The sequence below is a fragment of the Fluviispira sanaruensis genome (assembly GCF_004295685.1).
GTDB lineage: Bacteria > Bdellovibrionota_B > Oligoflexia > Silvanigrellales > Silvanigrellaceae > Silvanigrella > Silvanigrella sanaruensis.
The window spans coordinates 541038-567919 of sequence record NZ_AP019368.1; the positions used below are offsets into that span (position 1 = coordinate 541038).

Here is a 26882-nt window from a genome sequence, read left to right on the forward strand (position 1 = left end):
GCACTCATCAAATGATCACATTCTTTTTATGCTAAGAAGTAACTTTAAGAAAACAAGTAAGTTCATACTCAACCTAAATCTAGCAGAAAGTTTTTTAGGAAAAATAGGAAAATTACACGCTCTTCAAATTTTTTGAGAAACTTGCAAAAAGTCAAGTAATCTTCAGTATTTTAGAATATTTCGCGAATCAATCCTATGAAAATCCGTGAAAAATTGTTCGAACAAATTAATTGCTGAGAAGCTCCTGAGGAGCAAGGGCATACACTCGGTGCTATAGATTCTAAAAATTTTTTCAAAAGAATAGATTCCCAAAAGTATAAAATTAATCAAAAATGGAATTAGAGGCAAAGTTTTATAAATTAAAACTCTTCGTGTAAAAGGTATGCAGCACTTCATCTACACTTGAAATAATAAAGGAATGCTGCAAATTTTGAAGATAGTAACTCATTTTAACGAAACTTTAAAGAGACATCTTAATAAAAAATTCTCCGCACAACTTCTAAGAAGATTTGTTATAATTCTGCTCTATTTAAGGGACATTAAAGTGAAAGAAATATCAGCGTTATTGAAGTGCAGCGCCAAAACGTTGTACCAAAAAATACGAAAATTAAAATGAATTGGAATGATGAATCTTTTAGAAAAAGCAAGTATGGGTAGGAAAAGTTTGTTAAACTTGGTAGATGTTTCTGATTTAAAAAAGCAGTTAATTTTAAAAAACTCTCAGGATTCACATGCAAAAGTTGTTCGTGTTGAAATTATAAAAAATCTTATATATAAAAATAATAGTAAAAAGTTTAGTAGATCTGGCATTTATTCATTTTGTAAGAAAATAGGTTTAAGAAAAGTCAAACAGAGACCATTACATGTTAAAAATGATCCAGAAATTATTGCAGAATGGAGAAAAAACTTATCTAAATTTTTAGATAAGGTAAAAAACAAGTATTCGGATAACAAAGTTATTCAATATTATTAAGATAAAAGTAGATTTGGGCAATAGACAATTACGTCAAGGATCTGGAGTCCAAAAGGGATTCTTTCTGAGTATAAGAATGAAAATAGCTTTTTAAATTCTTGGATATACGGAGCAATAAATATTGAAACTGGGAAAAGATTCGGGCTTGTTCTGCCAACTTTAAACAGTGAGAATATGCAGATTTTTTTAAATGCTTTTTCAAGAAAAATAAAGAGGAGTGAACATGTACTAATGATATTGGATGGCTCAAGAGCGCATAATAATTGCAAGATTGTTGTACCTAAAAATATTACTTTACACTTTCTTCCTCCCTATAGTCCGCAATTAAATCATATTGAAAGATTGTGGAGTTATTTAAAGAGAAATTATTTGTCTTTTAGATTATACGAAAAAATAGAAGATATTATTCAAACATTAATTGATAATTTTAATAAAATAATGTTTAAATTTATTATATAAATAATTATTTAATAAATTTAAAATTGTTATTATGAATTTTAAAATAATTTCTTATAATGATTGATGTAATAAATTTAATTTGATACTAAAAAAATTGATTCACAGATGTTTTAAAAAAAATTTTCAAAAAATGGAGTAAAGTATATGAAAGCAGAAAATTCAATTAATAACTTAATTTATGATTTATTTGGTGAGGATCTTGCCGCAGAAGAAATGAGTTATGGAGATTATGGATGGATAGATGAACCGACTCCAAATTTTATTTCAGCAATTGATAAAATTTCGGACACAGAAAAATAGGTAGCACTCTGTTGAGATTAAAAGGTATTTTCTTATTATCTATAATTGAGTGCATAGATTTTTTAGAAACGTAAAATTGTTGTAAGGCTATATTTTAAAATGTCTGTGAATGTTGATATGTTATTAAATGAACAAATTATTCGACAAATTGAAGAAATGAATGAAATTAGACGAAAAATTTTTAATTTTATCTCATTATTAAAACCGAAAGCAATATTGAGTGTAGGTGAAGGAGTTGCAAAAAAGCAAACTTGTATCGGACAATGCATTTTGAATAAATGCTTGCCTAATACTGTAAGAACAATTGTTTTAATTGATCTTCTTAATCGAAGCTCGGATTCATTTTTTTCAGATCCTGACTTGTGCCTTTCGAGTAATGTACATATTGTTCCAGTATATGGAGATGCTACTAAATTACCATTTCCTAATAATTTTTTTGAATTAACAGTTGCCCCATTTATGATTGACGATTGTGCTGATCATTATAAACTTTTTAACGAACTCTTAAGATGCACTAAAAAAAATGGTTATATTATTATTTCCGGTCATGGTCTAGATACAGTGAAAATGAAAGATAAATCTTTTAGTTTACTTGGTTCTTGTCATAGAAATCAAGCTGACCCTAATGAAATAAATACATTTGCAGCCTTAAATGGTTATAACATAATTCAATCTGTTCAGAATAATCATGCTTGGTTTAGAATTATAAAAAAAGAACAAATTAATTGTAAAAATTAATTATTAATTGGAAATATTTTTGTTTTATTCGATAAAATATGAAGTTTATAATGCTGGAAAAACTCGATGAATATTTCAAAAAAAATAGAAGATATTAATTTTAATCAAATATCATGTATGTTTCCCTCAAATGAATTTGATTTGAGTATTGCTGAAAATGAACAAGAAATAATAGGAAAAATATTTTCTAAAAAATCAGTAACTCTTTATATACCCTATGTACAACATGCATTAACTTGTGAAAATAGAATGCCAACTCTAGGTATGTGTATTATTAAATCTTATTTAGAAGAAAAAGGCTGTCAGGTTAAATGTTTAGATAATTATATTTGCCAGTTCGAAGATCATAAGCTCTCAAATATATTGCATATTAATCCTACCACATTAATATGTGGATATATTGCAAATAATTTTATGCTAAAAGAATTTTTGAGAACAATTTTGTTATTAAAAAAAGAACATGGAAGTATATCTTTTAAATATGTTTCGATAGCAGGGCCTTTTGCAGAAATGAATTCATTAGAGTTGATTAGTAAGCTGAAAGGTCTAATTGATTTCATTCATGTAGGTGATTGTGAAAACTCGATTTTATCAACATTAAAAGCGTTAGAGAATAGTAATGATATAGACTTTGAAAAAATTGATTCTATTGTTTATTTTAATAAATTAATAGAAGCTCCTACCAAAACTAAAAGATTTGATTCTAAATACCTTTTTCATTTAAAAAGGCCAGATTATTCTTACTATTTAAAGAAATTTGGATCAAACTTAACATATACAGTATCATTAGGAAGAGGTTGTGCTGGAAGTTGTACATTCTGTACAATTATAACTATGTCTCGTCATAAATATAGAGATTTTTCAGAAGAATATTTTTCAGATATTTTTAACCTTTTTCAATCTGAAAAAATTGAAAATTTTACTGTAGTTGACGATAATTTTTTTTCTACTTATGATGTTGATGCTAAAGTAAATATGTTATTAACTGGTGCAAAAAAACTAGGAAATCCTAAATTTTCGATTACTACTAGAATTGAAGATATTAATACTTATCAAAGTCAGATAAAAATTCTATGCGAAAATGGTCTAAAAAATATTTTTTTTAGCATTGAAAATTTTTACCCAATTACTCAAGTTTTATTTAATAAGAAAATTTCAATTGATGATATATATAAATGTCTAGAATTTACAAATAAAATGAGAATAGGAGTTAAATTTGGATTTATTTTTTTTCATCCGTGGGTTACTAAAGAAGAGATGCTTTTTAATTTGAATTACTTAACAGAAATATTTGAAAAATATGATAATATACAAACTACTGCACCAATGCTTAAATTGGATATATTCAAAGGAACACCCATATATTTGCGAGCAAAAAGGCAAAATCTTCTTTCTGGTGATATTTTTCGAGGATTTAGTTGGGATTTTATAAACGAAGAAGCTCGAAAAATATTTTATATATGGAAAGATTTGAATCGAACGTTTATCTATGAATATCTTAAAAATAAGCAGATACGTCCCTTAGTGTTTAAGCAGATTCAATCATTAAGATCAATAATAAAATCGGTAGAACAAAAATGAAAAACTTCTCAGAAATTAAGAAATCAATATATTTTTCCATTAAATTATTATTAGAAAACAAGAGCTCTTATCTTTATTTATATTTTGCTCTTTTATTGGTGGAAGCTTTTCTCGGGACGTGTATCTTTATTTTTCAATATGAACGGATGGGGATCGGAGGCAACGATCTTATAAAGGACACGACAAGCGTAATTATCATTCCTCTTATATTAATTTATTTTGCCATTACAATTTTAAATCCTTTGATAATTCAGTTAACAGAATTGTGTTTTCAAAGAATGCAGGTTTTTATTAAAGCAAGAGTGGCTTCAGCTATTTTAACAATGCCGTATGACAACTTTTCGCAATATGAAAAAGGCTATTATACTTCTGTTTATACAAAAGACACTTACTTATTTGCTCAATTTAATACCAAAAAATTGTTACCTAACTTAAGTTTGCTTATACGTCTTATACTTTCTTGTATCCTAATCTCCTTGTTGGATTTTAGAACGATATGCATAGAAATTTTTGCGCTTTCTGTAATTCTTGGTTTTCGAAAACTTAATCAAGTCAAACTCGAAGCGGCTCTTCCTGGAATGTATATTGCCTTTGATAAAGTAACAGCATTTTATCATCAGATCATAGACAATGCCGCATCTATTAGGATGAATCGTATTGCCAATATGTATCAATTAAAATACGATAATGCGTCAGAAAAATTAAAAAATCACAATGATTTTATTTATACAACACATGGAAAAATATCTATGCTTACTGCTATTGTGAGCTTCGTAACAATCATAGCAATATTAGCGATGAATTATTATTACCCGGCTGGTTCTTTGTCATGGGTTAATTTATTTTTGTTATTTTTATTATCGAGAGAGTTCTTTATTTCTGCAGATAGAATGATAGAATTTTTCTTTGAGATTGATAAATGCGCGACATCAGTTGAGCGGATCAGGAGAATGCTTGAGGCGGCCGAAAATCTTTTAGTTTTTAAGCAATCTTCTTGGGAAACTCCAGAAAATACTAGCTCCTTAGATTCAAAAATAGTATCGTTAGAATTAAATAATATTTGGTTTCGTTACCCATTTACCTCTCAAGGGGAGAAACAATGGTTATTTTCTGAGCTTAATTTATGTTTCGAATCTGGGAAAATTTATGGGATTTCAGGGGAATCGGGAGGAGGAAAGTCAACTCTCCTCCATCTTATTGGGGGGCTTTATTCCCCAACTCAAGGATCAATAGTGGTGAAAAATGCAGGCAGCAGTGTGGACACACAGATAGCGCATATTGGCCAAAGACCCTTTTTATTAAAAGGGAGTATAAGGGAAAACCTATGTTATGATTCTTTTGATAGCAGCACAGAAGAGCTCAATAAAACTCTCTTAGAGGTAGGTTTGCTAGCTTCGTTGAGTCAATTTTCTCGTGGCCTTGAAACCGATCTCGATGAGTACTTAGGTGGCCTGTCCGGAGGGCAAATACAAAGGCTTGAAGTTGCTCGAGCTATGCTGCGAAAAGCTACAATCTATTTGTTTGACGAGCCCACAAGTGGTCTTGATAGCGAAAGCAAAGAAAAAATTCTGCAAGTGATTGAGCGGCTGCGGCAGGAAAATAGCATCGTTATTGTAGCTTCGCATGATCAATCGCTGCTTAAATTAGCTAACGTGCGATTGCATGTTGAAAATAATAGAATAATAAACAAATAAGAGATTAAAATGAATTATAGAGAATTTTCTGAAAAAATTAAAATTAAATTTTTAACGCTTCAGGTTACAAAATATTGCAATATGCGATGTCGATATTGCTATTTACCGGATCGAAACATTCGTTCTATCATGCAGAAAGAAATATTATCAAACTTTATTGCATCAGCTATGAAAGAATCACTTTTTGAAGAATCTCTAACAGTTTCTTGGCATGCTGGAGAACCTTTGGCTGTGCCATTAATGCATCTTTCAGGTCTTATCGAATGTTTTAAAGAACTTGAAGATGCTGGAATCAAAGTATATCATTCAGTACAAACAAATGCTACTCTGCTTAACCAAAAAATAATTGATTTTTTAAAAAAATACTCTTTTAGAATCGGCGTAAGTATTGATGGCCCTTGTGAAATAAATGATTACAGTAGATTATTTGTAAATGGAAAGAGTTCTTATGAAAGCACATTACGGGGAATTAATATGCTGAAGATAAATTCAATTCCATTTCACGTAATTTCTGTTGTTAGTAAAAGATCTCTCGAGCAGCCAGAATTAATTTATGAGTTCTTTGAGTCAAATGGATTTAGACATGTATCTCTAAATTGTGAAGAGCCTGAAGGTATACACGATAAATCTAGCTTGAAAGAAAAGACATTTTTTGATTTTGTAGTTTTTTACGCAAAACTTTTTAACATAGCGGAAACAAGAAATCACTCAGTTATATTTAGGGAGTTTTACAAATTGCTATTTCCAAGTATTCGAAAGAAATCTATTCCTGCGTATATTATTCCTGGAGTTTATATAGCTCTAGGTTCGGAAGGAAAAATATCAAGTTTTACACCTGAAATGTTAGATAATGAGCATCCAAAATATGGTCCCCTTGCATTAGGACAAATTTCAACAGGAGCAACAATTAGAAGTCAAGTTATTGAAAATGAAAAGGTTAAGTCAATGTTTTCAGATGTATTAAAAGGAATTAAGAAATGCAAATTTGAATGTAAATATTATGAATCATGTGGTGGTGGATTTCCTACTGATAAGCTGAATTGCAACGGCACCTTTAATTCTTCAGAAACATTTGTGTGTAGATTTTCAATTCAAGCACCCTTCAAAGTATTAGATAATACTGCTCCAATGGTTATTGAAAATGCTAAAGTAGCTTACAAAAAATATCCATTTATTTCTCAATCTTTCCATGATTAAATTTATATGTTTATAAAAATATATTTAAACTTTTGAATAGTTAAGGAAACTTAAACATCCCCCAGGATAAGCAATAAGGTCACATTTTTTTGAGCCAATGACTTTGCACTCTCAGCTCATACCAAAATGCTTTAATATAGTGTAATTTAAAGAAATGGCATGAAACGTGCATTGCTAGAAAAAATTATATCTACTAAGAATATGAAACTAAAGATTTATGGATCTTATTTTATGAAATCACCAAAAAAGGGCGGAGCAAAAAGTAGAAAACTTAAGAGAGTAGAGCGCTATTTGGCGGGCATCCCGGTGCTTGTGCAAAAAATAGATTCTAAAAGAACATTTGAATGCACTTTATTGAATATTTCTCTAAATGATTTCACAGTAAGGTTTGAAAAAAATAAATTTGATTTTAAAAAAAATGAAAATTTTTATATTATGATAGATCCTGAATTATTTAACATCACTCATATAAGTAGTTTGAAAATAAATGCTATATGTAAAACTGTAGAAGAAAATAAATTTAAAATAACAGCTAAGTTTACAGAAATAAATGAGAATCTTCTGAGCGATATTGAAATTATTGTAAATTGTTTTAAAAATTTAAATGAGTATGAAATTTGAAGTTTATAAAGGGCTGAGTTAGATGACAAAAATGAGTGATTTATCTTTAGATATGTCATTTCTCATAGTGGACCATAGTGATTCATTTCGTGATATTATTTCAATGGGCTTAAAATCTTTAGGCTTTAAAAATATCATTAAATCTCCTTCAGCACATATTGCTTATGCCAATCTTATTACAAGAAAAATCGATTTCGTTATCTGTGAATTAAATCTAGATGCAATGGATGGAATAGAACTACTAAAGGAAATAAGGGAAGATAAAAAAATTGGTTTTATGCCATTTTTAATGATGAGCACTGAAATCACAAAAGAACAAATTGCAATGCTTGCTGAATACGAGATTGATGGTTTTATAAAGAAACCATTTACCTTCCAAATGTTGGTTGAAAAAATTCCAGTTTGCTATAACCATTACAACGATCCTAAAAATAAAGAGTATCTTTTTTCACAAGCAAAAAGTTTATTGGCAGAAAAAAAGTATCAGCAGGCATTCAATATTTATGAGTCTTTATTAAAATCATATCCGCAATCTGCTCGAGCGTGTATTGGTTTATCTCGTTGCTATCGCAGCTTTGACAATTTTGAAAGCGCCGAATATTTTTGTCGTAAGGCGATCGATAATAACAATCAATACGTCCAAGGTTTTGATGAAATGGCAAATATTTGTATGGATCGCAATATGATCGATCAAGCTATTTATTTTTATAAAAGAGCTGTTTTTTTAAGTCCTAAAAATCCTCTTCGCTACGAATCTATAACGAATTCCTTGATAGAAAAGCAACGCTTTAAAGAGGCTGAAGAGTTTTTAGATGATGCAACAAATTCTGGAATTGATTATCAAAGTATATATGAACAGTATGCAAGATCTCTCTTTTACCAGAGGAAACTGGAAAAAGCTGTTATGTATTTTGACAAAGCATTGGAAAACTCCGAAAATAGGATAAGTTTATTAAATTTAATGGGCATATGCTATAAAGATTTAAACAAGTTTGATGAAGCGATTAAATATTATGACATCGCAATCCGCGAAGATCCAAATGACACAAAAGTTCTATTCAATAAAGCATTGTGTTATATTGATATGAATGAATTTGCAAAGGCAAAAAAAATCTGTCAAAAGATAATAAAAATTGAACCAAACCATGAAAAGGCAAATAGAAAAATACGCGAGCTCGATGCAAAAATGAAATAAGAAAATAGAAAAAAGTAAAAAAATGAATAATTGATTCAACCTTAAAAATACTCTACAATGTCAATTCCAAGATTATCTTTTATGTGGATTTTCTGTTTATTTATCTAATTTCAGTGAAGGAGAAGATATATGATGAAATGGTGGGGCTGGGGTGATATTAATAAAACATTTCCGATTGAAGATAAACCAAATCTTTGGCCTTGGATAAAAAAGACAATCTCAATATCTGAAAATAATAAAATTACAGAACCTGTTAAGAGAGAAGAAATTATTCTCAGTCCAGCAAATATCAATGACGATTTTTTAAATTCTGTAAAACAATTTTTAAAAGTGGAACAAATAAGTTCTTCTGAAGATGATCGTTTGTTACATTCTTATGGGAAATCATATGCAGATCTCTTCTATGTGCGAAAAGGAGTCGTAAAAAAATCTCCAGACATCGTTCTATATCCATCTTCGCATGATGAAGTTGAAAATATTATTAAATATGCGCATCAATTCAATGTATGTGTCATTCCATTTGGTGGGGGAACAAATATTGTGGGAGGTGTGGATCCACGTGATCAAACTGTGACAGAAAAAGGACCTCGCTGCGTTGTTTCCTTAGATATGCGTAATATGAATAAACTTATTTCCATCGATCCACAGTCACAAACGGCCGTTATTCAGGCGGGCGCACTGGGTCCAAAGTTAGAAAAAGATTTATCCGATAAAGGTTGGGCATTGGGACATTTTCCAGATTCCTTTGAATACTCGACTTTAGGTGGATGGCTTGCAACCCGCTCAGCAGGCATGCAATCCGACGCTTATGGAAAAATAGAAGATATGCTTGTTTCGTTAAAAATGGTCACTCCCACAGGTACTATCGTAACAAGAACAACACCAGCATCGAGCGCTGGTCCCGATATCAATCGACTTATTGTTGGGTCTGAAGGAATATTAGGTGTTATAACAGAAGCAACAATGCGCATTCATAAATCACCTGAGGTTAAGGATTACCGTGGATATCTTTTCCCAAATTTTGAAAAAGGTGTTGAAGCGATTAGAGAATGCATTGATAAAAATTGGCTTCCAAGTATGATTCGCTTTCAAGATGAAGGTGAAACTCAACTGGCATTTAATTTAAAATCACCAAAAAAAGGAATCGAATCGATTGTCCAAAAACAATTGAAACGAATATTATCAGTGACTGGTTATAGTCGTCCTTGTATCATGGTCGTAGGTTTTGAAGGTGATGCAAAACAAGTGCAAATTATTGCGAACGAAGCAACAAAAATTCTCAAGAAGCATAGAGCCTTTTCCTTAGGAAAAGGGATTGGCAAGACTTGGTCAAAAGACAAATTCAACGTTCCCTATTTACGTGATTATATAATGGATTTTGGTGTGATGGTGGATGTTGCAGAAACAGCTGCGGTTTGGTCTAAATTATTGAACGTACATAAAAAAACAATTGAAGAAATGAATAAATATTTCAAATCCCATGGAGATGGCTCTGGATATATTGGCTGTCACATTTCACACACTTATAAAACAGGCGCATGCCTCTATTTTACCTATGCTGCTAAACAAATTGTTGGTAAAGAAATGGAGCAATATTACGGTTATAAGAAATTAATAACCGATACATTTATGAAGAATGGAGCTACTCTCACTCACCATCATGCAGTTGGTTATGAACATTCTCCGTGGATGGAAAGTGAAATTTCTCAAACGGGTATTAAAGCATTGAAAGGTGTTAAGAATGCACTCGATCCAAAAAATATTTTAAATCCCGGAAAAGTTTTTCCAGTAGAAGAAGAAATGCGTTTAGGCGTTTTTGGGATTGACGCCCCTGAAGTTGTTAATCAAAGTAAGAGCAGAATTAAGAAAAGAAGTGGGCAAACGAGTCGCAATTTGCACGAAGATTCGATTGGTTAGTCCTGGTATGCAAATTCTGTCCCCTCGCATAAGTGCCTTGTAACCTTGCTCTGCAACAAGGTCAGGCTCCATTCCTTTTTGTTTGTTTCGACTCAGTTTATTATTTATATTTTGCGCATAGCGCCCCACTTTTGAGCGCAGTCTGAATTCAGTTTTAGTGATTCCGGGGCATAATAATGTTACGTTAATACCGTCTTTTTTAGTTTCATAAGCAAGAGAAGATGAAAATGAATATAAAAATGATTTGCATCCACCATAAACGGATTGAAATGGAACTGGCGTGAATGAATAAACAGAACCAACGTTCAATATATAACCTGATTTTCTTTTTTGCATATTAGGTAAAATCATTTTTGTCAGAGCAAGTGTGGTGCTAATTTGTAGATCAACCATTTCAAGCTCTCTATTTATTTCTGTGTCTTGAAAAGCTCCATGTATACCAAATCCTGCATTGTTAATGAGAACATCGATATCAATAGCTTCATTTTTTAAATAACTTTCTATTTTAATGAGCGCTTCTCTTTTTGTGAGATCTGCAGTTAAAATATATACTTTAGTATTATAATTATTCGAAAGATCATGTTCTATTTGATTTAATCTTTGTGTATCGCGAGCTATTAACAATAAGTCATAACCCTCTTTTGCAAACTTAACAGCAAATGAATAGCCTATACCACTCGTTGCCCCTGTTATCACGGCTAAGGGTTTTCTATGCGTATCAATTATGCGAGGTGTTTTGCTTTTGATTTCCATAAATTTCATTGCGCTTAATAACTCCTGATTTATGTTTTGAAAAATAAAGTTCTTCTTGTTTTTTAATTGTTTGCGCGATTTGATTCACAATCTCACTACACCCCTCTTTTCCTGTTAATGCTGTTTGTGGAGTTATCGTTTCCATTTTCATATAAAAGCTTGATCCCTTAATTGGGTAGTTTGAATAGCTCTCTTGTTTATCTCCTCTAATATAAACGCAGAGAACTCGACATTTAGGGACGCATTGAATAATTTTGCCTACACCGTAAGTCAACTGGTTAGGATCAAAATTTCCTGTCCTACTTCTTTTCCCTTCAGGAAAAATCGTAACAATCTCTCCTCTTATGAGAAGTTTTTTGCATATGTCTAAAATCTCATTGTGATGATTTGGTGAAGCATCTCGGTGGATAAAAATACATTTACAAAGCAAAGCAATCAGGCGGTAGCGTTTCTTTTTGCCAAAAAAATCTCCTGCAGGTAAATTCCAAGAAAAGTAATTAAAATTAAATTGATACCAAATGAGTGGGGCTAAAGCCCAAATGATTAGGCAAGAATCTATGAATGTAAGGTGATTTGAGCATATAATAATTGGATTGTCATTTTTTGTTATTTCTTTAAATTGTTTACGAATAGAGTTCATTTCATTTATTTTATAACGCATTATATATTTAAAAATGAGAATGATCCCACCACAAAATGGCATGAGTACAAGAAAATTGATGATCCGCTGAAACTTTAATCGCTCAACTGTATATTTCACAAAAATTGAAGAATTAGAATCTTTCAAACGTATAACTTCACTAGGAGCTTTCGAACTTTGATTTTCAGTCATATTGACTTCCTCCAAATTGAATTCATAAATTATATTATTTTAAGTGAGATTTTGAGTAAATGATTTTTTAAGATATTTAAGGGATGAATGATCGAGCAGACATTCTTCGCTTATTCATTTTATATAGAAAAATGTCTGTTTGTGATATAATTTTTGAAGTCTTAAAGCTGTTTCGAGCGAAGTTCAAAGGAGATAGATATGTTCAAAATGAAGAGTCACTTTATAGCGGTTATAGTAGCTTTAATTTTTTCATTAAATAGTGACGCTTTGGGACAAGGAAAAAAGAATGAAAAATCAGAAGCAGGAAATTTGTATACATCCATGGATGATATGAGAAAAAATTTAGAGAATATATTTCCATTTTTATTTTCTGAGCAAGACTTTAAGGACCCTAAAAATACCAAGTTTATTTTGAATAATTTGGTCGCTATAGCAGAAGGTGCGAAAAATGCGGAAAGCCATGCACGTATGAAAGAAAATATTGCTGCTAAAATTAATATAAGTATTTTAGTAGAAAATTTAAAACGAGCAGAATTTAGTTTTAAAAATAATAGGAAATCGAGTGCCCGCTATGTACTAAAGTCAGCGATTCAGTCGTGTATAGCATGTCACACAGCTCCTTCCGGCAGCCAAAATTATTTATTTAATAATAATGAAAAAATGTTTTCTCATTTAACAGAGAATGAAAAAATTGATTATCTCTACACAACTCGGCAATTTGGCGTCGCGGAGAAAATTTTAATTCAGCGGATAGATGATTTTGAAAAAAATAAAATTCCTTGGATAGATATGCAAAAAACTCTTAATTATCTTGCAATTTATTTAGTTCGAGTGAATCCATCTGCAGATAGAGGCTATGAAGTCTTTACTAAACTTGCGAATTCCAAAAAGGTGCCAATAGAGGGTAGAGAAGAAATACTCGAATGGGCAAAAAGTTTTAAACAGTGGAATGATGAAAGTAAAAACAAACTTTCTTTAAAAAGCACCGATATTTTTGCGAAAATTGATCAAGACATCGGAATGGATTCAAAAGAAAACACCTTGGCTTTTGATCCTGCATTTACAATAAATAGAATGCGCTATTATAGTCTGATTTACAGTCAACTTGAAAGTAAAAAAGAGACTACAAAAGAAGTACAAGCAAAATCTCTTTATTATTTAGGTGTTATAAACAATGCTTTAGAGCCTTTTGCAACTTTAAATATAGGGGACGCTTACTTAAAGGCATGCGTAATCGTTTTTCCCAAATCAGATATTGCCAAACGTTGTTACTTTGCTTTTGAGGAAAGCACTAAACTACAGAATTCTGGCTCGGGTGGAGTCTTTTTGCTCCCAGAGGATCTGAAAGAATTGAAAAATTATAAAAGCCTAGCTGGTCTCTAATTAAAAAATAAAAAGTAATAATATAAAATATATAGACAAAAATCTTCATTATAAAATAAAACTTCAAAGATAATTCTTGCTAAATTATGGATAATTTGTCTATATCATTTTCGTGATTTTGTATAAAAATCTACAAGATTGCTAATAGTTCATAAAAATTGGAGTTTCATGAATGAATATGAAGGTAAAAAGCTTGATTTTATTATATATTATAGGGGCGAGCTCATTAGGAGCAATAAGTTGTACAGTGCCAACAAGTCATGTCTTGCAAAAATTACATTCAACTCACACTGAATGTATTGATTCTGTAACAAAACAAGTAATAATATATCCAAAATGCTCTAACACTTCAGAACCAGGGGAAATCTGCTCTATTGCATTTGCTGACATCCGTCCGACACAATTTACTTACGGTGATTCTTATGTTCTGGACATGAAGCAGCGATTTACAGGTAAGCCTTCTATAGCACAAGAGTTTTTTTGTAAGAAGCCACCTAGTTTAGTTATAGGTCCGAAAAACGCTGAAGGTTTTTATCTGACTGATGGTCATCATAGAATGAAACTCGCAGAAAAACTGATGAAAGAGGATTCCAATATCTTTACTATTCTCGTTCAAATCGATAAAAATATTTATTTAAGCAATCCTGATATGGATCAAAATGCGTTTTGGGATGAAATGATAAAAAACAATGATGTTTATCTCAAAGATAAAGGAATCTCTCGGAGTCCAGAAGAACTTCCAAAGAGAATATCTAATGTTACAAATGACCCCTACCGTTCTTTAGCTGGATTTATCGCAGATGATATATCTAAATTTTGTTTTGACACTTCCTTGCCTTCATATGGTAACTTTGCAGAGTTTTTTTGGGGAGATTATTTTAGAGAAACCAAAGGATTTGAGAATTATACAGATGAGAAAAATTATCAAACCATAAAGGAAAGAATACAAAATTATCGTTTGCCAGGATCTGACAAAATTGTAAATTTATGTAAAATTTCTGAAGCAGAGAAACTTCCTGGGTATATAAAAGATTAAAAAAACTTTAAATTATAAAATTGCAATTAACGTTTAACTAAGTTTTAATACCCTAGGTGATATACTGAGGGCATTTTTTTTGCGAAATATTAAATTTTTTACTCAATTATAAAACGACTGAAAAATGGAGTGTGTGGGTAACTAAGAATAAGGATATTAAGTGAGTTCTTTCTTTTTATTTGAAAGAGTCTTTAGTTGAGATAAACACCATCTATTAAGCCCAGGAATATGTATTTCACGCCAATATCTATCCCAATTTATTTCTGTTGGATTATATGAAAACTCTTTTTCAGCCACTCGATGTGCCATTAAATTTTCTGATTTAAAAGTATAATTATAATCGTAAATAAAAGGTTTATAGACATTCATTATTACATCTATGCTTTTTGCTTTTCGTTTTATTATTTCAAGTTTATTACTGATACCAAATCTTGAAAGCATATAGGATGAATTTTTTTCTAATTTTATTTTATCAATAAAGAAAGAAAATGTTTTTTCAATCTTTGTCAGACTGGGACCAGAAAATATATGTTTGGGCGAAATAAATTTTATTTTTGGATATGGAAATAATATACCATCTATTCTTTTTCTTTCGAATGTCTTATAATATTGACAAATATAATCTGTAGCCAAAGCAACTGATAAAGGATTTAAAGCAGAAGTTGAACTGTGATATATATCTAAATGTTTGTGACTCAAAAGAGCTGAACTTGCAATTGTTAAGCCTCTTGCAACATAATCAACTGGAATAATATCTAAATTATGATTTGGTTTAGCCACTAAAAGGCGATATCTTGAACTCAGCATTTGGATAAAGGGTGCTGTTCCGTTAAAGTCTTCGTTCCAGCCGGGAAAAGGATATTTTTCTGCAGATTCAACAATACTTGGTCGGAAAATACAGAGGCGATCGCGAGGTAATTTTTCAGATAAAAGTATTTCACCAAGAGCTTTTGTATATGTGTACGTATTTGGCCAGCCCAAACGTTCAGCTCTTAAGGTACCAATTAATTTTAATTCTTTATCAGTTGCGCTTCTTGAACGCGCACCTAGGGATTCCTGCATACCCCAATTGTATTCATCTTGTGCAGAAAATCTTGCTCCATTTGGAGAAATATTTTTTGATAATTTTTCAGAAACCAATCCATCAGCCATTCCGGCAACGTAACAAGTTGATACGTGCAATAACTTTGCTTTTTTAGTTGATAAAATAAATTCAGCTATATTGAGTGCCCCGCCTGAGTTCGTTTGCAACATTTGATCGAGTGGGGCTGAAAATCTTAAATCAGCTGCGAAATTAACGACGAGATCTGTTTCTTCTATTAATTTTGCTAAAACCGCCTTATTGAGTCCGAGTTTTACCGAACAAATATCTCCTGTGATAGCCTCAATATTGCTAAGATTTTCAATATTATTTCCAAATTTTTGATGCAATTTAACGAAAGCAGGACTTTTAGTATAAATCTCACTAAAACGAAGATTTCCCTCTTTGCCTTTATTGGGGCGAACCAAAATATATATTTTTTTTATATCAGGAATGAAATCGACAAGCATGGAAAGCCAAACCTTACCGATAAATCCACTCCCTCCTATGAGAAGTACAGTTTTACCTCCAAAGCTTTCTTGAATGGAGAGATCAGATATCTTCATATATGGAACCCTTTCTTGTGCTTTGAACTTGCGTCATAAGTCTATTCATTGGCAAGATTGATTTTTCAGCCGTCGGTTATAAAATTTCGCAATAGCGTAAAGTTAAAGGTTGTCATAACAGCGATACTCTTTCAAGTACAAGCTGTTTCTTATTAAAATTGCCAGCTTGCAGCTATGTTGACATAGGGAGAAATCCATTTGCGTGCAGGTAAGTCTGCTTCTGCATTGGCTGTAGTGTTCGTTGAACTGAATACAGAGGTTTGTACATCGAGACCAAGAGAGCACAAAAATGCATAGCGACCCGCTTTATCTCCTTGCTGTGATTCAAATGAAGATGTTCCTGCTAGGCGAATGCCAAAGTTCTGTTCTTGCTTTTTAAGATTGATATTATCATATACAAAATTAATGTTATTTTGAATATAAAATGGTTCAACATGGGCATAGACGCGAATGGGTGCAATCAAGCCAGTTTCTTCGGAACCCCAGTTTGCAACTTCAAGGTCGCCTGGTATTGAAATTTGATAAGTAGGATATTTTTGTGATATTCGATAAAAGTATCCAGCAGATTTTGAAAAATTTGCATGATTTATTGAGCTTGTTAATATGCTGTTTGAATCCGTTGTTGTAGCATTGTTTGCTTGATAAGTTGCAAAAGAAATTCCAAATAAAAATACGGGTGTAATCTGGGCTGAATAATTGACTTTTAAAGAAATACCTTGGTCAGCAATTGTATTTCCATTGTTTGAATATGAAATGCGTCTGTAGCCAATTTGCGCATTCATAAAGCTTTTATTATCTACATCTCTTAATATTTGAAAACCGCCGAAGACATCAATAATATAAAGCTCTCCGCTTTCCCAATTAGGATCAAAGTATTCGCGTAATGGAGCATAAGCCATCCCAAAAACATCTCCGCCGAAAACGAGTCCTCTGGTCAAACCAAAAATACATTGATCATAACTGCAAAAAATTTCAGCCTCATCTGGAAAAGAAGAGGGCGCAAGTTTTTGAGCAGCCAAGGAACGTGGCGCAGAGTTGAGAAGTGGTGTGATTGTTTTGGTATAAATTTTATCATTAGGAGTATAAACGGGGCGACCATCGCTGTTTGCCTGTGCAATTGCACTTGAACTGATTGCAAGTGTCAAACCTACTAGATTTATTTTACTAAAGGCAATTAATTTCATATTTTTTCCTTTTTAAAATTTAACAGTTCCATGAAAATAACCGAAGTAGCCTTGCTAAGAAGCGGTTAGAAGAATCTTTGCAATCTTATACAGTGATTTTTATAGACTCTCAAATTTAAAGTTTAGAAACTACGAAAATATAAGGATGCATAAGATTAACTCCTGTTCTAATAAATTGATTGGAGTTAAAAATTATGCCACAATTGTAAAGTATCATTTAAATGTAGAGGAGATTTTAATAGTATGTTAATTTCGTTAGATTCCATTTTAAGTCTCAATATGCCACTTGATTTTGTTTCTTCATTCGTATTTTTTTATTGGTTAGCAAGCGGTTTGATAATTCAAGCAATTTTAATGTTTATTGACATTACCTTACCAGTTGGATTTTATTCTCATTCTAAAGGGACTGTATTAACACGAAGAATATTATACTTTGTAGCTGGTGGAGCAATACTTCCCATGCTATTTTTTATAGTACCGTCCATTCTAATTGCCAGTTTTATTGGTAATTTTTGTGAAGAAAAATTTAATAGGAATAAGTAATGAAGTCAGTAAATGAAGAGCAAAAAAAAAATTGGAATTTTAATATCGATGAATTTCTGCATAACTGCACTCAATCGTCAACTCATGCTTTTGAAGGATTAAAAAATCTTCTCCAATATCTGGAAGATCCGCACACTCGAGAAAAAGGCAGAGTCGCTCTTTCTGAATTACATAAATATTTTTTAAAGCTAGACTCGAGTCATGACGCAATTAGTAAATATTATTTTTCTATAGATAAATTGATTACAGATGGTGAAGAAAATAGTCCAAATAGTCTGTTACTTCTTCAATTACCGAGTATTTTTATTCCTGAAGATTGGTCATTTACCTTTTATGAAGGCCTTGCGCGCTATCCTATATCAGAATTTCATCATCGAACTTTAGCGGAGCTTGGCTGTGGGAATGGTTGGATTACGATTGCACTGGCAAAAAAATGTTTTCCCCATATTATTTATGGTTTAGATATCAATCCGAGAGCTATTGTCTGTGCAAAAATTAATTTATATTTAAACGGGCTTGACGAAAGAGGCAAATCTTATATTGACTCTGAGGGTAAAACTCTGTTTGATCGCGTACAATTTCAAGTGTCAGATTTATTAGAATATTGTATTAGCAATAAAATTCAACTTGATAAAGTGATCGGTTGTATTCCGCAAGTTTTAGCCCCAGACACCCATTTGTTGCCAAATATTATACACGATAATGTTGAAGATGAATTTTTGTTTTCTTTAAGTAATTACTGCTCAAAACAAGGTTATATTGAAGATCAATTTGGCTTGGGTCTCATAGCTAGAGCTGTCGAAGAATCTTTAGAAGTTATGAAACCAGGTGGTAAAATTATATTAAATTTAGGTGGTCGACCAGGTAAAGCGGTGCTTGATCGTTTGTTAACTCGGCGTGGATTTAAAACATCTGTCGTTTGGAAAACAAAAATTGAACAAGCGGGTGATACTGAAATTTTACCATTAGTAGAAATAGAACAAAGTACATCGCATCGATTTGAGTTTTATATGGGAGCAAACTCAGAAGAATCTATTTCAGCGCGCACAGCGTATGTTTATGCAATGAATGGTGGAAATGTCTTTCACTCACTTCAAGTTGTAGAAGCAGAAATGCGTGACAATTTAAAAATGAAAAAAATTCTTCGTCTTTTAAAAAAAGAAGATTATATAGCAGCGCGCAGTGGCTTCGACTTGACTTATGCAGATCGCTCTCTCGTAGATGAAAAAATATCTTTTTTGGCAAAGCTTTCTGAAAAATTAAATAATGAGGATGCAATTGAATATCAGGATGTTCGAGGAGAAACAGGTTTTAGAAGACATATTGCAGAGTATTTTAGAACATATTGGCGTGTTCCAATCACCGCTAAAAGTGTGGTAATCGCTCCTTCTCGTTTTTCTTTTGTAAAAAATATTTTATCAATGTATAATGTTGAAAAAGCTTTGGTAGATAAGGATTTTTATCAGGATTTACCAGCAGAGTGGTTAGATCTTTCTGAAGAAAAATCCAAGAATAAAAAGAATGTATTTGTTTTGGAATCACCAAAACAAAGTGAGTTGCTTTGTAAATTAATCGTCAATTTCGAACCACAAGTTGTTATTTGTTCAATTTCAGAAGCAGAGTTAAGAAGTCAAGACTCTTTTAGAAGACTGATTGAAACATCACAGAAATATGGAGTGAGGCTTTTTGTAGATTTTAGCAATGGTATGGAATTATCGAGTGCTCCTTTGGTCAATGGTATATTTGAATATATTTCCGAACAAAAATTACCTATGCATGTTTCTTTATTTTGTGGTCTTATTCGCAATAGAATTTATTCAGATTTAGAGATTGCATTTTTAATAAGCGAAAATGAAACTGTTTTATCGGCTTTGTGCAATGTTGCCGAAATGACTTTCAGCAGAGCATCGCTTATTATCCAAGAATATTATAATACTATTTTATTTGATTTACTCAATTTTCACGTCAGGAACACGAAGCGAGAAAGAACTTATGTCCCGCGCTTGCCTATGCCAGAAGGTATATTATTTTTAGAGAAATTTAGGGGATTTTCAGACAATTGCAATCGCTCATTTCATCACCCATCCATATTTTATTCGCATCCTGCTTTAGATAAAAATTCAGTCAGACTTGATTATGGTGAAAACGTTTATTCTTCACCAAACTTTTTAAAAGCAGCAATCTTTGAAGGATTTGTTAGACAGAACATAGCACAACTTGAATTGCAGATGGAGCCAGAAATATTAAATTATATTAATTTCAAGTTCGATCTTGGTGAGGCAAAAAGTGAAGATATAGTTGTTGCAAATGGGGTTGCCCCACTTTTTTCTGGTATTGCTGAATATTGTGCATTAAATGATCAAGTTTTATTATTTCCTTCAGGTTCATATGGTTACTTTATTGCCTCTGCGCAGTTCTACGGAACGAAAATATTAAATTTTAAAACTTCAGTAGAAAATAGTTTTAAAATCAGCCCAAGCGATTTAAGAGAATCTTTGACTCAACTAAATAAAAAAGTATGGATATTTTTAAATGCACCGGTGGTCAATCCTACTGGAGCAATTTACACACAGGATGAAATATTAGAAATTTTTAAAATTGCTGTTGATTTTGATTCCGTCATTATTATGGACACTATTTTTTCTGGATTAGAATTTCAAGCGGATTATAATAAATACAGTATTTCTAAAATTATAAAGCATATAGTGCAAGATTTTGGAATCGATAAATTGTCATTTATTATGTTAGGCGGAGTTTCTAAAGAACTTGCTGCAGGAGGATTGAGAGTTGGCTATGGCTATGGAAATAAGCCATTCTTACAAACAGCCATGAGAAAGGGGATTACAAGCTCTTTGCCAGTGAATATCAAATATGCAATTAAAAGAATATTTAAATCATTAAATTTACAAAGTTCAAATGTAAATAAGCATTTTGCAAAGCAGAGAATATATCTTGAAAAAAGAGCCACTCGCTTGAGCGAAGTTTTACTGCAATCGGGCTGGAAACCTTTGCCATCGAATGGAGGCTTATTTTTAATTGCTAAGCCTGAAAAAATAATTGGCAAAAGTATTTATTTAAAAAAAGAAAATATTCAAATTAAAATTGCTATTAATGGTAAAAATATTCATGAAGTATTATTTAATTCAACAGGTCTTCTTATAAATGGAGCGGATTGGATTGAGGTTCCAGAATATTGTCGTTTTGTTCTTTCTGTGTCTGATTATGAATTCGATAGTGCAATTGAAAAATTAAAATTATTTTGGAGTTTAATTGCCATGGAGGAATAATGTCTAAGTCTGACACGCAAAAACCATCAATTGAGAATTTACTACATGAAAATAGAAAATTTAAGCCTCAGAAGAAATCATTTTCGCATTATTTTTTGCAGGATATGTCTCATTATTTAAAATTATATAAAAATTCAATAAAAAATCCAGAATCCTTTTGGACAAGAATGGCTTCGGAGCATTTGGATTTTTTTAAAAAATGGAAGAAAGTTTTTGCGTGGAAGGACTGTAAGGCACAATGGTTTTTAGGAGCAACCTTAAATGTATCATACAATTGTTTAGATCGGCATGTGCAATCAGATCGAAAAAATAAAGCGGCTCTTATTTGGGAAGGTGAACCAGGAGAAACACGAACTTTGACATATTTGCAGCTTTCTTTAGAGGTTGCGAAATGTGCAAATATGTTAAAGGGAATCGGTCTGCATAAAGGAGATAAAATTGCAATTTATATGCCACTTATTCCTGAAGCTGTGATCGCAATGTTAGCCTGTACAAGAATTGGAGTGGTGCACACCGTAGTATTTGGTGGGTTTAGCAGTTCTTCGCTGCGAGATCGCATACTAGATTCTAATTGCAAGGCTCTTATCACTGCGGACGGTGGATTCAGGAAAGGTTCTGCGGTGAAGATGAAAGAAATGGCCGATGAAGCCCTGAAGGAAACACCTTCTATTAAAAATGTTATTGTTGTAAAAAGAACCCATGAAAAAGTTAAAATGTTTCCTAAACGAGATATTTGGTGGCATGAACTTGCGGAAAACTATTCGGACTCATGTGTAGCAGAACAACTAGCAGCAGAACATCCTTTATTTATTTTATACACCAGTGGAACGACGGGTAAACCAAAAGGACTTATGCACACTACTGCTGGATATTTATTGGGTGTTACGTTAACTACAAAATATTTATTCGATATTAAAGAAACAGATATTTTTTGGTGCACAGCTGATGTCGGTTGGGTCACTGGCCACAGCTATCTTGTATATGGTCCACTAAGTTGTGGCGCTACTGTTTTTATGTATGAAGGCGCTCCAATTTATCCTGAACCAGATCGTTTTTGGAAAATGATTGCGAAACATAAAGTTACAATTCTTTATACAGCACCCACTGCAATTCGCTCTTTTATTCGCTTAGGTAAGGAATTGCCTAAAAAACATGATCTATCAAGTTTAAGGTTGCTGGGGACTGTAGGGGAGCCTATCAATCCAGAAGCATGGATTTGGTATTACGAAGTCATTGGTAATAAAAAATGTCCCATCGTTGATACCTGGTGGCAAACAGAAACGGGTGCAGTCATGATCGCACCTTTTTCTGGGGTGACACCTACTAAACCTGGCAGTGCAACTCTGCCTATGTTTGGCATTGAACCCATAATTCTCAATAAAGATGGAACTCCTGCGAAGAAAAAAGATGGAGGTTTTTTATGTATTAAAAAACCTTGGCCCTATATGGCGCGCACAATTTATGGCGATCATGAGCGTTACAAAAAAACCTATTGGCAAGAAATTGAGGGAGTCTATTTTACAGGTGACGGAGCACGGCAAGATAAAGATGGTTATTTTTGGATTATGGGACGGGTCGATGACGTGATTAACGTCAGTGGGCATAGACTCGGTACGATGGAAATTGAAAGTGCGGCAGTGGAACATCCATTGGTTGCTGAATGTGCTGTCGTTGGCAGACCCGATGCAATTAAGGGACAAGGTATTGTTGCATTTATAACCTTAAAAAAATCAGCAAATATCAACCCTATGCTTAAGGAAGAAATAGCAAAATTCATTATTAAACAAATAGGTGCGCTCGCACGTCCAGATGAAATCCGCTTTAGTGATTCATTACCAAAAACACGGAGCGGTAAAATAATGCGTAGATTGCTTAGAGAACTTGCGACAACGGGTGACATAAAAGGCGATACCACAACTCTGGAAGACTTTTCAGTGCTCGAAAAATTAAGAGAAAAAGATGAAGATTAGGCATATTTTACATATGTGTGTTTTTTAACTTTAAATGCAATAAATTCTTAGATAACAATTCTATAAACCTATTATATTTCCGAAATAATTAATTGCAGTTAATTATTATAATGCCTCCGGAAAACTGTACATGATGACATTTAATCATGACTGCGATAAGAATAAGCGAATTGCTAAATTTGGGGAGTCGGATGCAGCGCAAAAGTTTTTCAGCAGAGTTTAAAAGTAAGGGTGCCTTAGAAGCAATAAAGGAACAAACGACAATTAATGAAATAGCCATAAAATACCAAGTATTTCCTAATCAAGTTTGCACTTGGAAAAAAGAATTACTTGAATGAATTAGGAGCATATTTATAGATAAAAGAAAGGAGGTGGCAAAGCCTGATGAGGTTTTAGTTCCTCAGCTCTATCAGCATATAGGACAACTTAAAGTCGAAGTTGACTGGTTGAAAAAAAAATCTGGTATCAAAAGTTAAGGATAGAAAAATATTGATAGAAGAAGGAAATTCAACAATTTCAATATTAAGACAATGCAAAATTTTGGGCGTACCCCGTTCCTCTTTCTATTATAAGCCCGTTGAAAAAGGCGATAGCGACATTAAAGCCATGAACCTTATTGATGAAATTTTTACTAAATATCCTTTTTACGGAAGAAGGAAAATAAACAAATATCTTTGCAAGATAGAAGACATGCAAATCAGTATTAAAAAAGTTGATCGTTTAATTAGACTTATGGAATTGCAAGCAATCTATCTAAAGAAAAACCTTTCTATTCGAAATTTAGAGCATAAAAAATACCCCTATTTATTATCAGGTATGGATATTAGTGAAGTAAATCAGGTTTGGAATACTGATATCAATTACATTAGACTAGTAAAAAATTTTGTTTATCTTTGTGCCCTCATTGAGTGGCATAGTCGTTATATTTTATCGTGGAAATTATCGAATACCTTAGACACAGCTATTTGTTTAGAAGCCCTTGAAGAAGCTTTAAAGCGCGGTAAGCCTAGGATATTCAATACAGATCGAGGTTCTCAATTCAGCAGAAATGAATTTACAAATCGACTTCTCATAGAGGACGTAGAAATAAGTATGGATGGCAGAGGGCATGCGCTTGATAATATATTTGTCGAGCGATTTTGGCGGAGTTTAAAATACGAAAATATTTACCCTAATTCATACGAAACTTTTTTAGATACCAAAATAGGGATTTCATATTATTTTAGATTTTATAATAACGATAGGCCACATAAAACTTTAGACTACAACACACAAGAGTTAGTTCACTGGAAAAGAAATACAACACCTGGAGGTTTGCATGAAGATTATTTTAGTTTAAATGGGTTAAGAAGTTCTGAGGCATGCAGTCATGTAATGCATTCATGAAATATGATGTCTTTTTGTCTTGACGATGGGGGACACTATATATTAAGGAGGTTTAATGAAGGTAAATACTGAAAAATTAATAAAAAATGCAAGAGAAAAACTTTATTATCCATTTCCCCATTTAATAAATCCATTTATGGAGTCAGCTAAAAATCCCTCAATCGATTGGCTAAAGGAATATAACTTAATTGAAAATAAAGTTGAATATGAAAAAACTGTTGCATTAAGGGCTTGGGTCGTCGTGTCATATGCGTATCCAAATGCTTCATTTGAAATGCTGACGCTTTTTTCTGATTGGATCAATTGGATTTTCTTAGCGGATGATGAATATGATGAGCAACTTTTAGGACAAGATCCAATTAAGATTTCTAAAGTTCTTGAGGCATATTTTAATATCATTTGTTTTAAAGAAGCAGAATATAATAATAAAATAACGATTGCACTCAAAAATTTAATGGCAAGATTAAAAGAAAAATCAAATCCACGCTGGCTTGCTCAATACCAAAAAAGTATGGAACATTATTTTGAAGGATGTTTAAAAGAGTCATTTTATCGAGCAGCAAAAGAAGTTCCAAATTTAAATGATTATTTAAAATTAAGACTTTTGTCTGTCGGTATGTATTCCTTTTTTGATATGATTGAACTTACAATGAGTGAAGAACTTCCTCAATATTTTAAAATTTCTCCAGAATATTTTTTGTTTAGAGATATGGCATCGAATGTTTGTGGTTGGGCAAACGATATTTATTCATTTCCCAAAGAGTTTCGTCATGGCGAGCCTTGCAACTTATTAACGGCTCTTATGTCGCATGAAATGATTCCTTTTGAAAAAGCTTTTGAAAAAACTGTTGACTTACATAATCAAGAAGTCAATCATTTTATAGAACTCGAAAAAAAAGTCATAGCAGAAATTATAGACGAAAAAGAAATACAAATTGTGCAAGAATGGATCGATGGATTAAAAAACTGGATGGTCGGAGCGTGGTGCTGGACACTTGAGTCGGGCCGTTATCAAGTAGATTTAAACGATGCAACAAATCGTGTATTCTTCGAGGACTCATCGAGTGAGAGAGTGCCATCATGAGCTTCAAGAATTTTTTTACTTAGACTCAAGCCTACGCCAGTGCCTTTTCCTCTATCTTTTGTCGTAAAAAAAGGATCCATAATTCGATTTCTCACATTTTCGGGAATGCCAAATCCAGAGTCAGTAAATGCAATTTCAATATTATTATCAATTCTACAAACATCGATATTAATCCACTTATCTCCAGACTCAATTGAGGAAAGAGCGTCGCAGGAATTTTGTAATAGGTTTAAAAAAACTTGCATAATTTGTTCTGGAAAGCATTTAATATATATATCATTATGGCAATTTATAATATATTTAATCATACCTAGTTTAAGATTTTCTTCGAGTAAATCTATTGAGCTTTGAATAATAGACAAGAGACAAACATTTTCTTTTTCGTCCTCTGAATGGTTTTTTCTTGCGAGCATTTTCATGCTTTTAACAATTCGATAGGTCATAAGGGCATGCGCATGTATTTTTTCGGAGATTTGTATCATTTTTGAATATTTATCGTTCTCATCATTTTCTTTTTCTAAGTATTTTTTTAGCACGTAAGAGGAAGTTGTTATGTATGAAATATGATTATTAATATTATGTGAAATTCCAGTTGAAAGCTCTGCAAGTAGGGTTAATTGAGCGTTTTCTGAAGTTTTTATATCATTTATTTTTTTCTGTTCTTCTATTTGGCCATGTTCTTCTTTAATCTTAGAAAATTTTTTAATGCCGCCAAGAATATCTTTCATTTGGAAGGGTTTTTTAAAGAGAGCATCCACGCCAAGATCGTAAGCTGTACCAATAGTTACATCAGAATAAGCAGTCATATAAAAGATAACTGGGTTATAATCCTTGTTTTCTTTAATCAGTTGTATAAACTGAACACCATCACATTTGGGCATTTTTATGTCAGAAATTATAATATTAGGGAAGTGTTCTTGACAGATTTTAATACCCTCTAAACCATTTTGGGCACTAAAAGTAGTATATCCTTCATTGCGAAAATGCATTTCAAGGTAAGTACATATCATCTCTTCATCATCGACTATTAGAATGGATGTCATATAACTTCCTTATTTTAAAAGGAAAAGAGTTGCTATTTCACTCTTTTTTGATTTATCTT

The 26882-nt window shown here is 32.2% G+C and carries 24 protein-coding genes; 19 read left to right on the forward strand and 5 right to left on the reverse strand.

The features are described from left to right. Nucleotides 1–418: 418 nt before the first annotated feature. From EZS29_RS16295 to EZS29_RS02425, 11 genes are all read left to right on the forward strand, one after another. Complete coding sequence (locus EZS29_RS16295; protein WP_130606153.1) at nt 419–616, forward strand: helix-turn-helix domain-containing protein; 198 nt, start codon at nt 419–421, stop codon at nt 614–616. Nucleotides 617–622: 6 nt separating this feature from the next. Further along, entirely contained in the window at nt 623–973 is a 351-nt protein-coding gene (locus tag EZS29_RS02385) for a COG3415 family protein (RefSeq protein WP_130606155.1), read from the forward strand. A 39-nt stretch (nt 974–1012) separates the two neighbouring features. After that, nucleotides 1013–1432 carry an IS630 family transposase gene (locus EZS29_RS16300; RefSeq protein WP_425460365.1) on the forward strand — a complete coding sequence of 140 codons (420 nt, stop codon included), beginning with the start codon at nt 1013–1015 and terminating at the stop codon, nt 1430–1432. 144 nt (nt 1433–1576) lie between these two features. After that, the gene (locus EZS29_RS15840; RefSeq protein WP_172603734.1) at nt 1577–1732 is read left to right on the forward strand and encodes a hypothetical protein; all 156 of its coding nucleotides are present in this window, start codon (nt 1577–1579) and stop codon (nt 1730–1732) included. Nucleotides 1733–1831: 99 nt separating this feature from the next. Next, entirely contained in the window at nt 1832–2470 is a 639-nt protein-coding gene (locus EZS29_RS02395) for a methyltransferase domain-containing protein (RefSeq protein ID WP_130606157.1), read from the forward strand. Between the two features lie 66 nt (nt 2471–2536). Beyond that, entirely contained in the window at nt 2537–4051 is a 1515-nt protein-coding gene (locus tag EZS29_RS02400) for a B12-binding domain-containing radical SAM protein (RefSeq protein ID WP_130606159.1), read from the forward strand. Further along, nucleotides 4048–5745, forward strand: a complete 1698-nt coding sequence (locus EZS29_RS02405) for an ATP-binding cassette domain-containing protein (RefSeq protein ID WP_130606161.1) — start codon at nt 4048–4050, stop codon at nt 5743–5745. Before EZS29_RS02400 ends, EZS29_RS02405 begins: the two co-directional genes overlap by 4 nt. Before the next feature lie 9 nt (nt 5746–5754). Next, nucleotides 5755–6942 carry a radical SAM protein gene (locus tag EZS29_RS02410; protein WP_130606163.1) on the forward strand — a complete coding sequence of 396 codons (1188 nt, stop codon included), beginning with the start codon at nt 5755–5757 and terminating at the stop codon, nt 6940–6942. Nucleotides 6943–7173: 231 nt separating this feature from the next. Further along, nucleotides 7174–7563: a hypothetical protein gene (locus EZS29_RS02415; protein WP_130606165.1), complete on the forward strand. Its 390-nt coding sequence runs from the start codon at nt 7174–7176 to the stop codon at nt 7561–7563. Between the two features lie 22 nt (nt 7564–7585). Beyond that, on the forward strand, nt 7586–8758 hold the full coding sequence (locus EZS29_RS02420) for a tetratricopeptide repeat protein (RefSeq protein WP_130606167.1): 1173 nt from the start codon (nt 7586–7588) through the stop codon (nt 8756–8758). A 129-nt stretch (nt 8759–8887) separates the two neighbouring features. Further along, nucleotides 8888–10675 (forward strand): FAD-binding oxidoreductase, encoded by a 1788-nt coding sequence (locus EZS29_RS02425; protein ID WP_130606169.1) that lies wholly within the window; start codon nt 8888–8890, stop codon nt 10673–10675. On the opposite strand, the gene EZS29_RS02430 is transcribed toward EZS29_RS02425, so the two are convergent. Both EZS29_RS02430 and EZS29_RS02435 read right to left on the reverse strand, forming a co-directional pair. Beyond that, nucleotides 10565–11437, reverse strand: a complete 873-nt coding sequence (locus tag EZS29_RS02430) for an SDR family NAD(P)-dependent oxidoreductase (protein ID WP_130606171.1) — start codon at nt 11435–11437, stop codon at nt 10565–10567. The two genes, EZS29_RS02425 and EZS29_RS02430, sit on opposite strands and share 111 nt — an antisense overlap. Then, a complete protein-coding gene (locus EZS29_RS02435; protein ID WP_130606173.1) occupies nt 11394–12260 on the reverse strand; it encodes a lysophospholipid acyltransferase family protein in 867 nt (288 codons plus the stop codon). Before EZS29_RS02435 ends, EZS29_RS02430 begins: the two co-directional genes overlap by 44 nt. Before the next feature lie 198 nt (nt 12261–12458). Here EZS29_RS02435 and EZS29_RS02440 point away from each other — a divergent pair, with 198 nt between their 5' ends. Further along, nucleotides 12459–13643, forward strand: a complete 1185-nt coding sequence (locus EZS29_RS02440; RefSeq protein WP_130606175.1) for a hypothetical protein — start codon at nt 12459–12461, stop codon at nt 13641–13643. A gap of 172 nt (nt 13644–13815) precedes the next feature. After that, nucleotides 13816–14679, forward strand: a complete 864-nt coding sequence (locus EZS29_RS02445; protein ID WP_130606177.1) for a ParB/Srx family N-terminal domain-containing protein — start codon at nt 13816–13818, stop codon at nt 14677–14679. A 156-nt stretch (nt 14680–14835) separates the two neighbouring features. On the opposite strand, the gene EZS29_RS02450 is transcribed toward EZS29_RS02445, so the two are convergent. Further along, nucleotides 14836–16326, reverse strand: coding sequence for a fatty acyl-CoA reductase (locus tag EZS29_RS02450; protein ID WP_130606179.1), 1491 nt, complete (start codon nt 16324–16326; stop codon nt 14836–14838). 152 nt (nt 16327–16478) lie between these two features. After that, complete coding sequence (locus EZS29_RS02455) at nt 16479–17510, reverse strand: hypothetical protein (protein WP_130606181.1); 1032 nt, start codon at nt 17508–17510, stop codon at nt 16479–16481. 243 nt (nt 17511–17753) lie between these two features. On the opposite strand from EZS29_RS02455, the gene EZS29_RS02460 reads away from it, so the two are divergent. The 6 genes from EZS29_RS02460 (at nt 17754) to EZS29_RS02485 (ending at nt 25780) form a co-directional block, all read left to right on the forward strand. Further along, nucleotides 17754–18053, forward strand: a complete 300-nt coding sequence (locus EZS29_RS02460) for a hypothetical protein (protein WP_130606183.1) — start codon at nt 17754–17756, stop codon at nt 18051–18053. After that, the gene (locus EZS29_RS02465) at nt 18053–21340 is read left to right on the forward strand and encodes an aminotransferase class I/II-fold pyridoxal phosphate-dependent enzyme (protein ID WP_130606185.1); all 3288 of its coding nucleotides are present in this window, start codon (nt 18053–18055) and stop codon (nt 21338–21340) included. The genes EZS29_RS02460 and EZS29_RS02465 overlap by 1 nt, the downstream gene beginning before the upstream one ends. Next, a complete protein-coding gene (acs, locus tag EZS29_RS02470) occupies nt 21340–23310 on the forward strand; it encodes an acetate--CoA ligase (protein WP_130606187.1) in 1971 nt (656 codons plus the stop codon). The genes EZS29_RS02465 and acs overlap by 1 nt, the downstream gene beginning before the upstream one ends. A 191-nt stretch (nt 23311–23501) precedes the next feature. Beyond that, on the forward strand, nt 23502–23648 hold the full coding sequence (locus EZS29_RS02475) for a transposase (RefSeq protein ID WP_172603735.1): 147 nt from the start codon (nt 23502–23504) through the stop codon (nt 23646–23648). A 148-nt stretch (nt 23649–23796) separates the two neighbouring features. Then, nucleotides 23797–24696 carry an IS3 family transposase gene (locus EZS29_RS02480; RefSeq protein WP_342777857.1) on the forward strand — a complete coding sequence of 300 codons (900 nt, stop codon included), beginning with the start codon at nt 23797–23799 and terminating at the stop codon, nt 24694–24696. Nucleotides 24697–24751: 55 nt separating this feature from the next. Further along, nucleotides 24752–25780: a terpene synthase family protein gene (locus EZS29_RS02485; RefSeq protein WP_130606193.1), complete on the forward strand. Its 1029-nt coding sequence runs from the start codon at nt 24752–24754 to the stop codon at nt 25778–25780. Here the strand turns inward: EZS29_RS02485 and EZS29_RS02490 are convergent. Next, nucleotides 25708–26823 (reverse strand): ATP-binding response regulator, encoded by a 1116-nt coding sequence (locus EZS29_RS02490; protein ID WP_130606195.1) that lies wholly within the window; start codon nt 26821–26823, stop codon nt 25708–25710. The genes EZS29_RS02485 and EZS29_RS02490 overlap by 73 nt on opposite strands. Between the last annotated feature and the right edge of the window lie 59 nt (nt 26824–26882).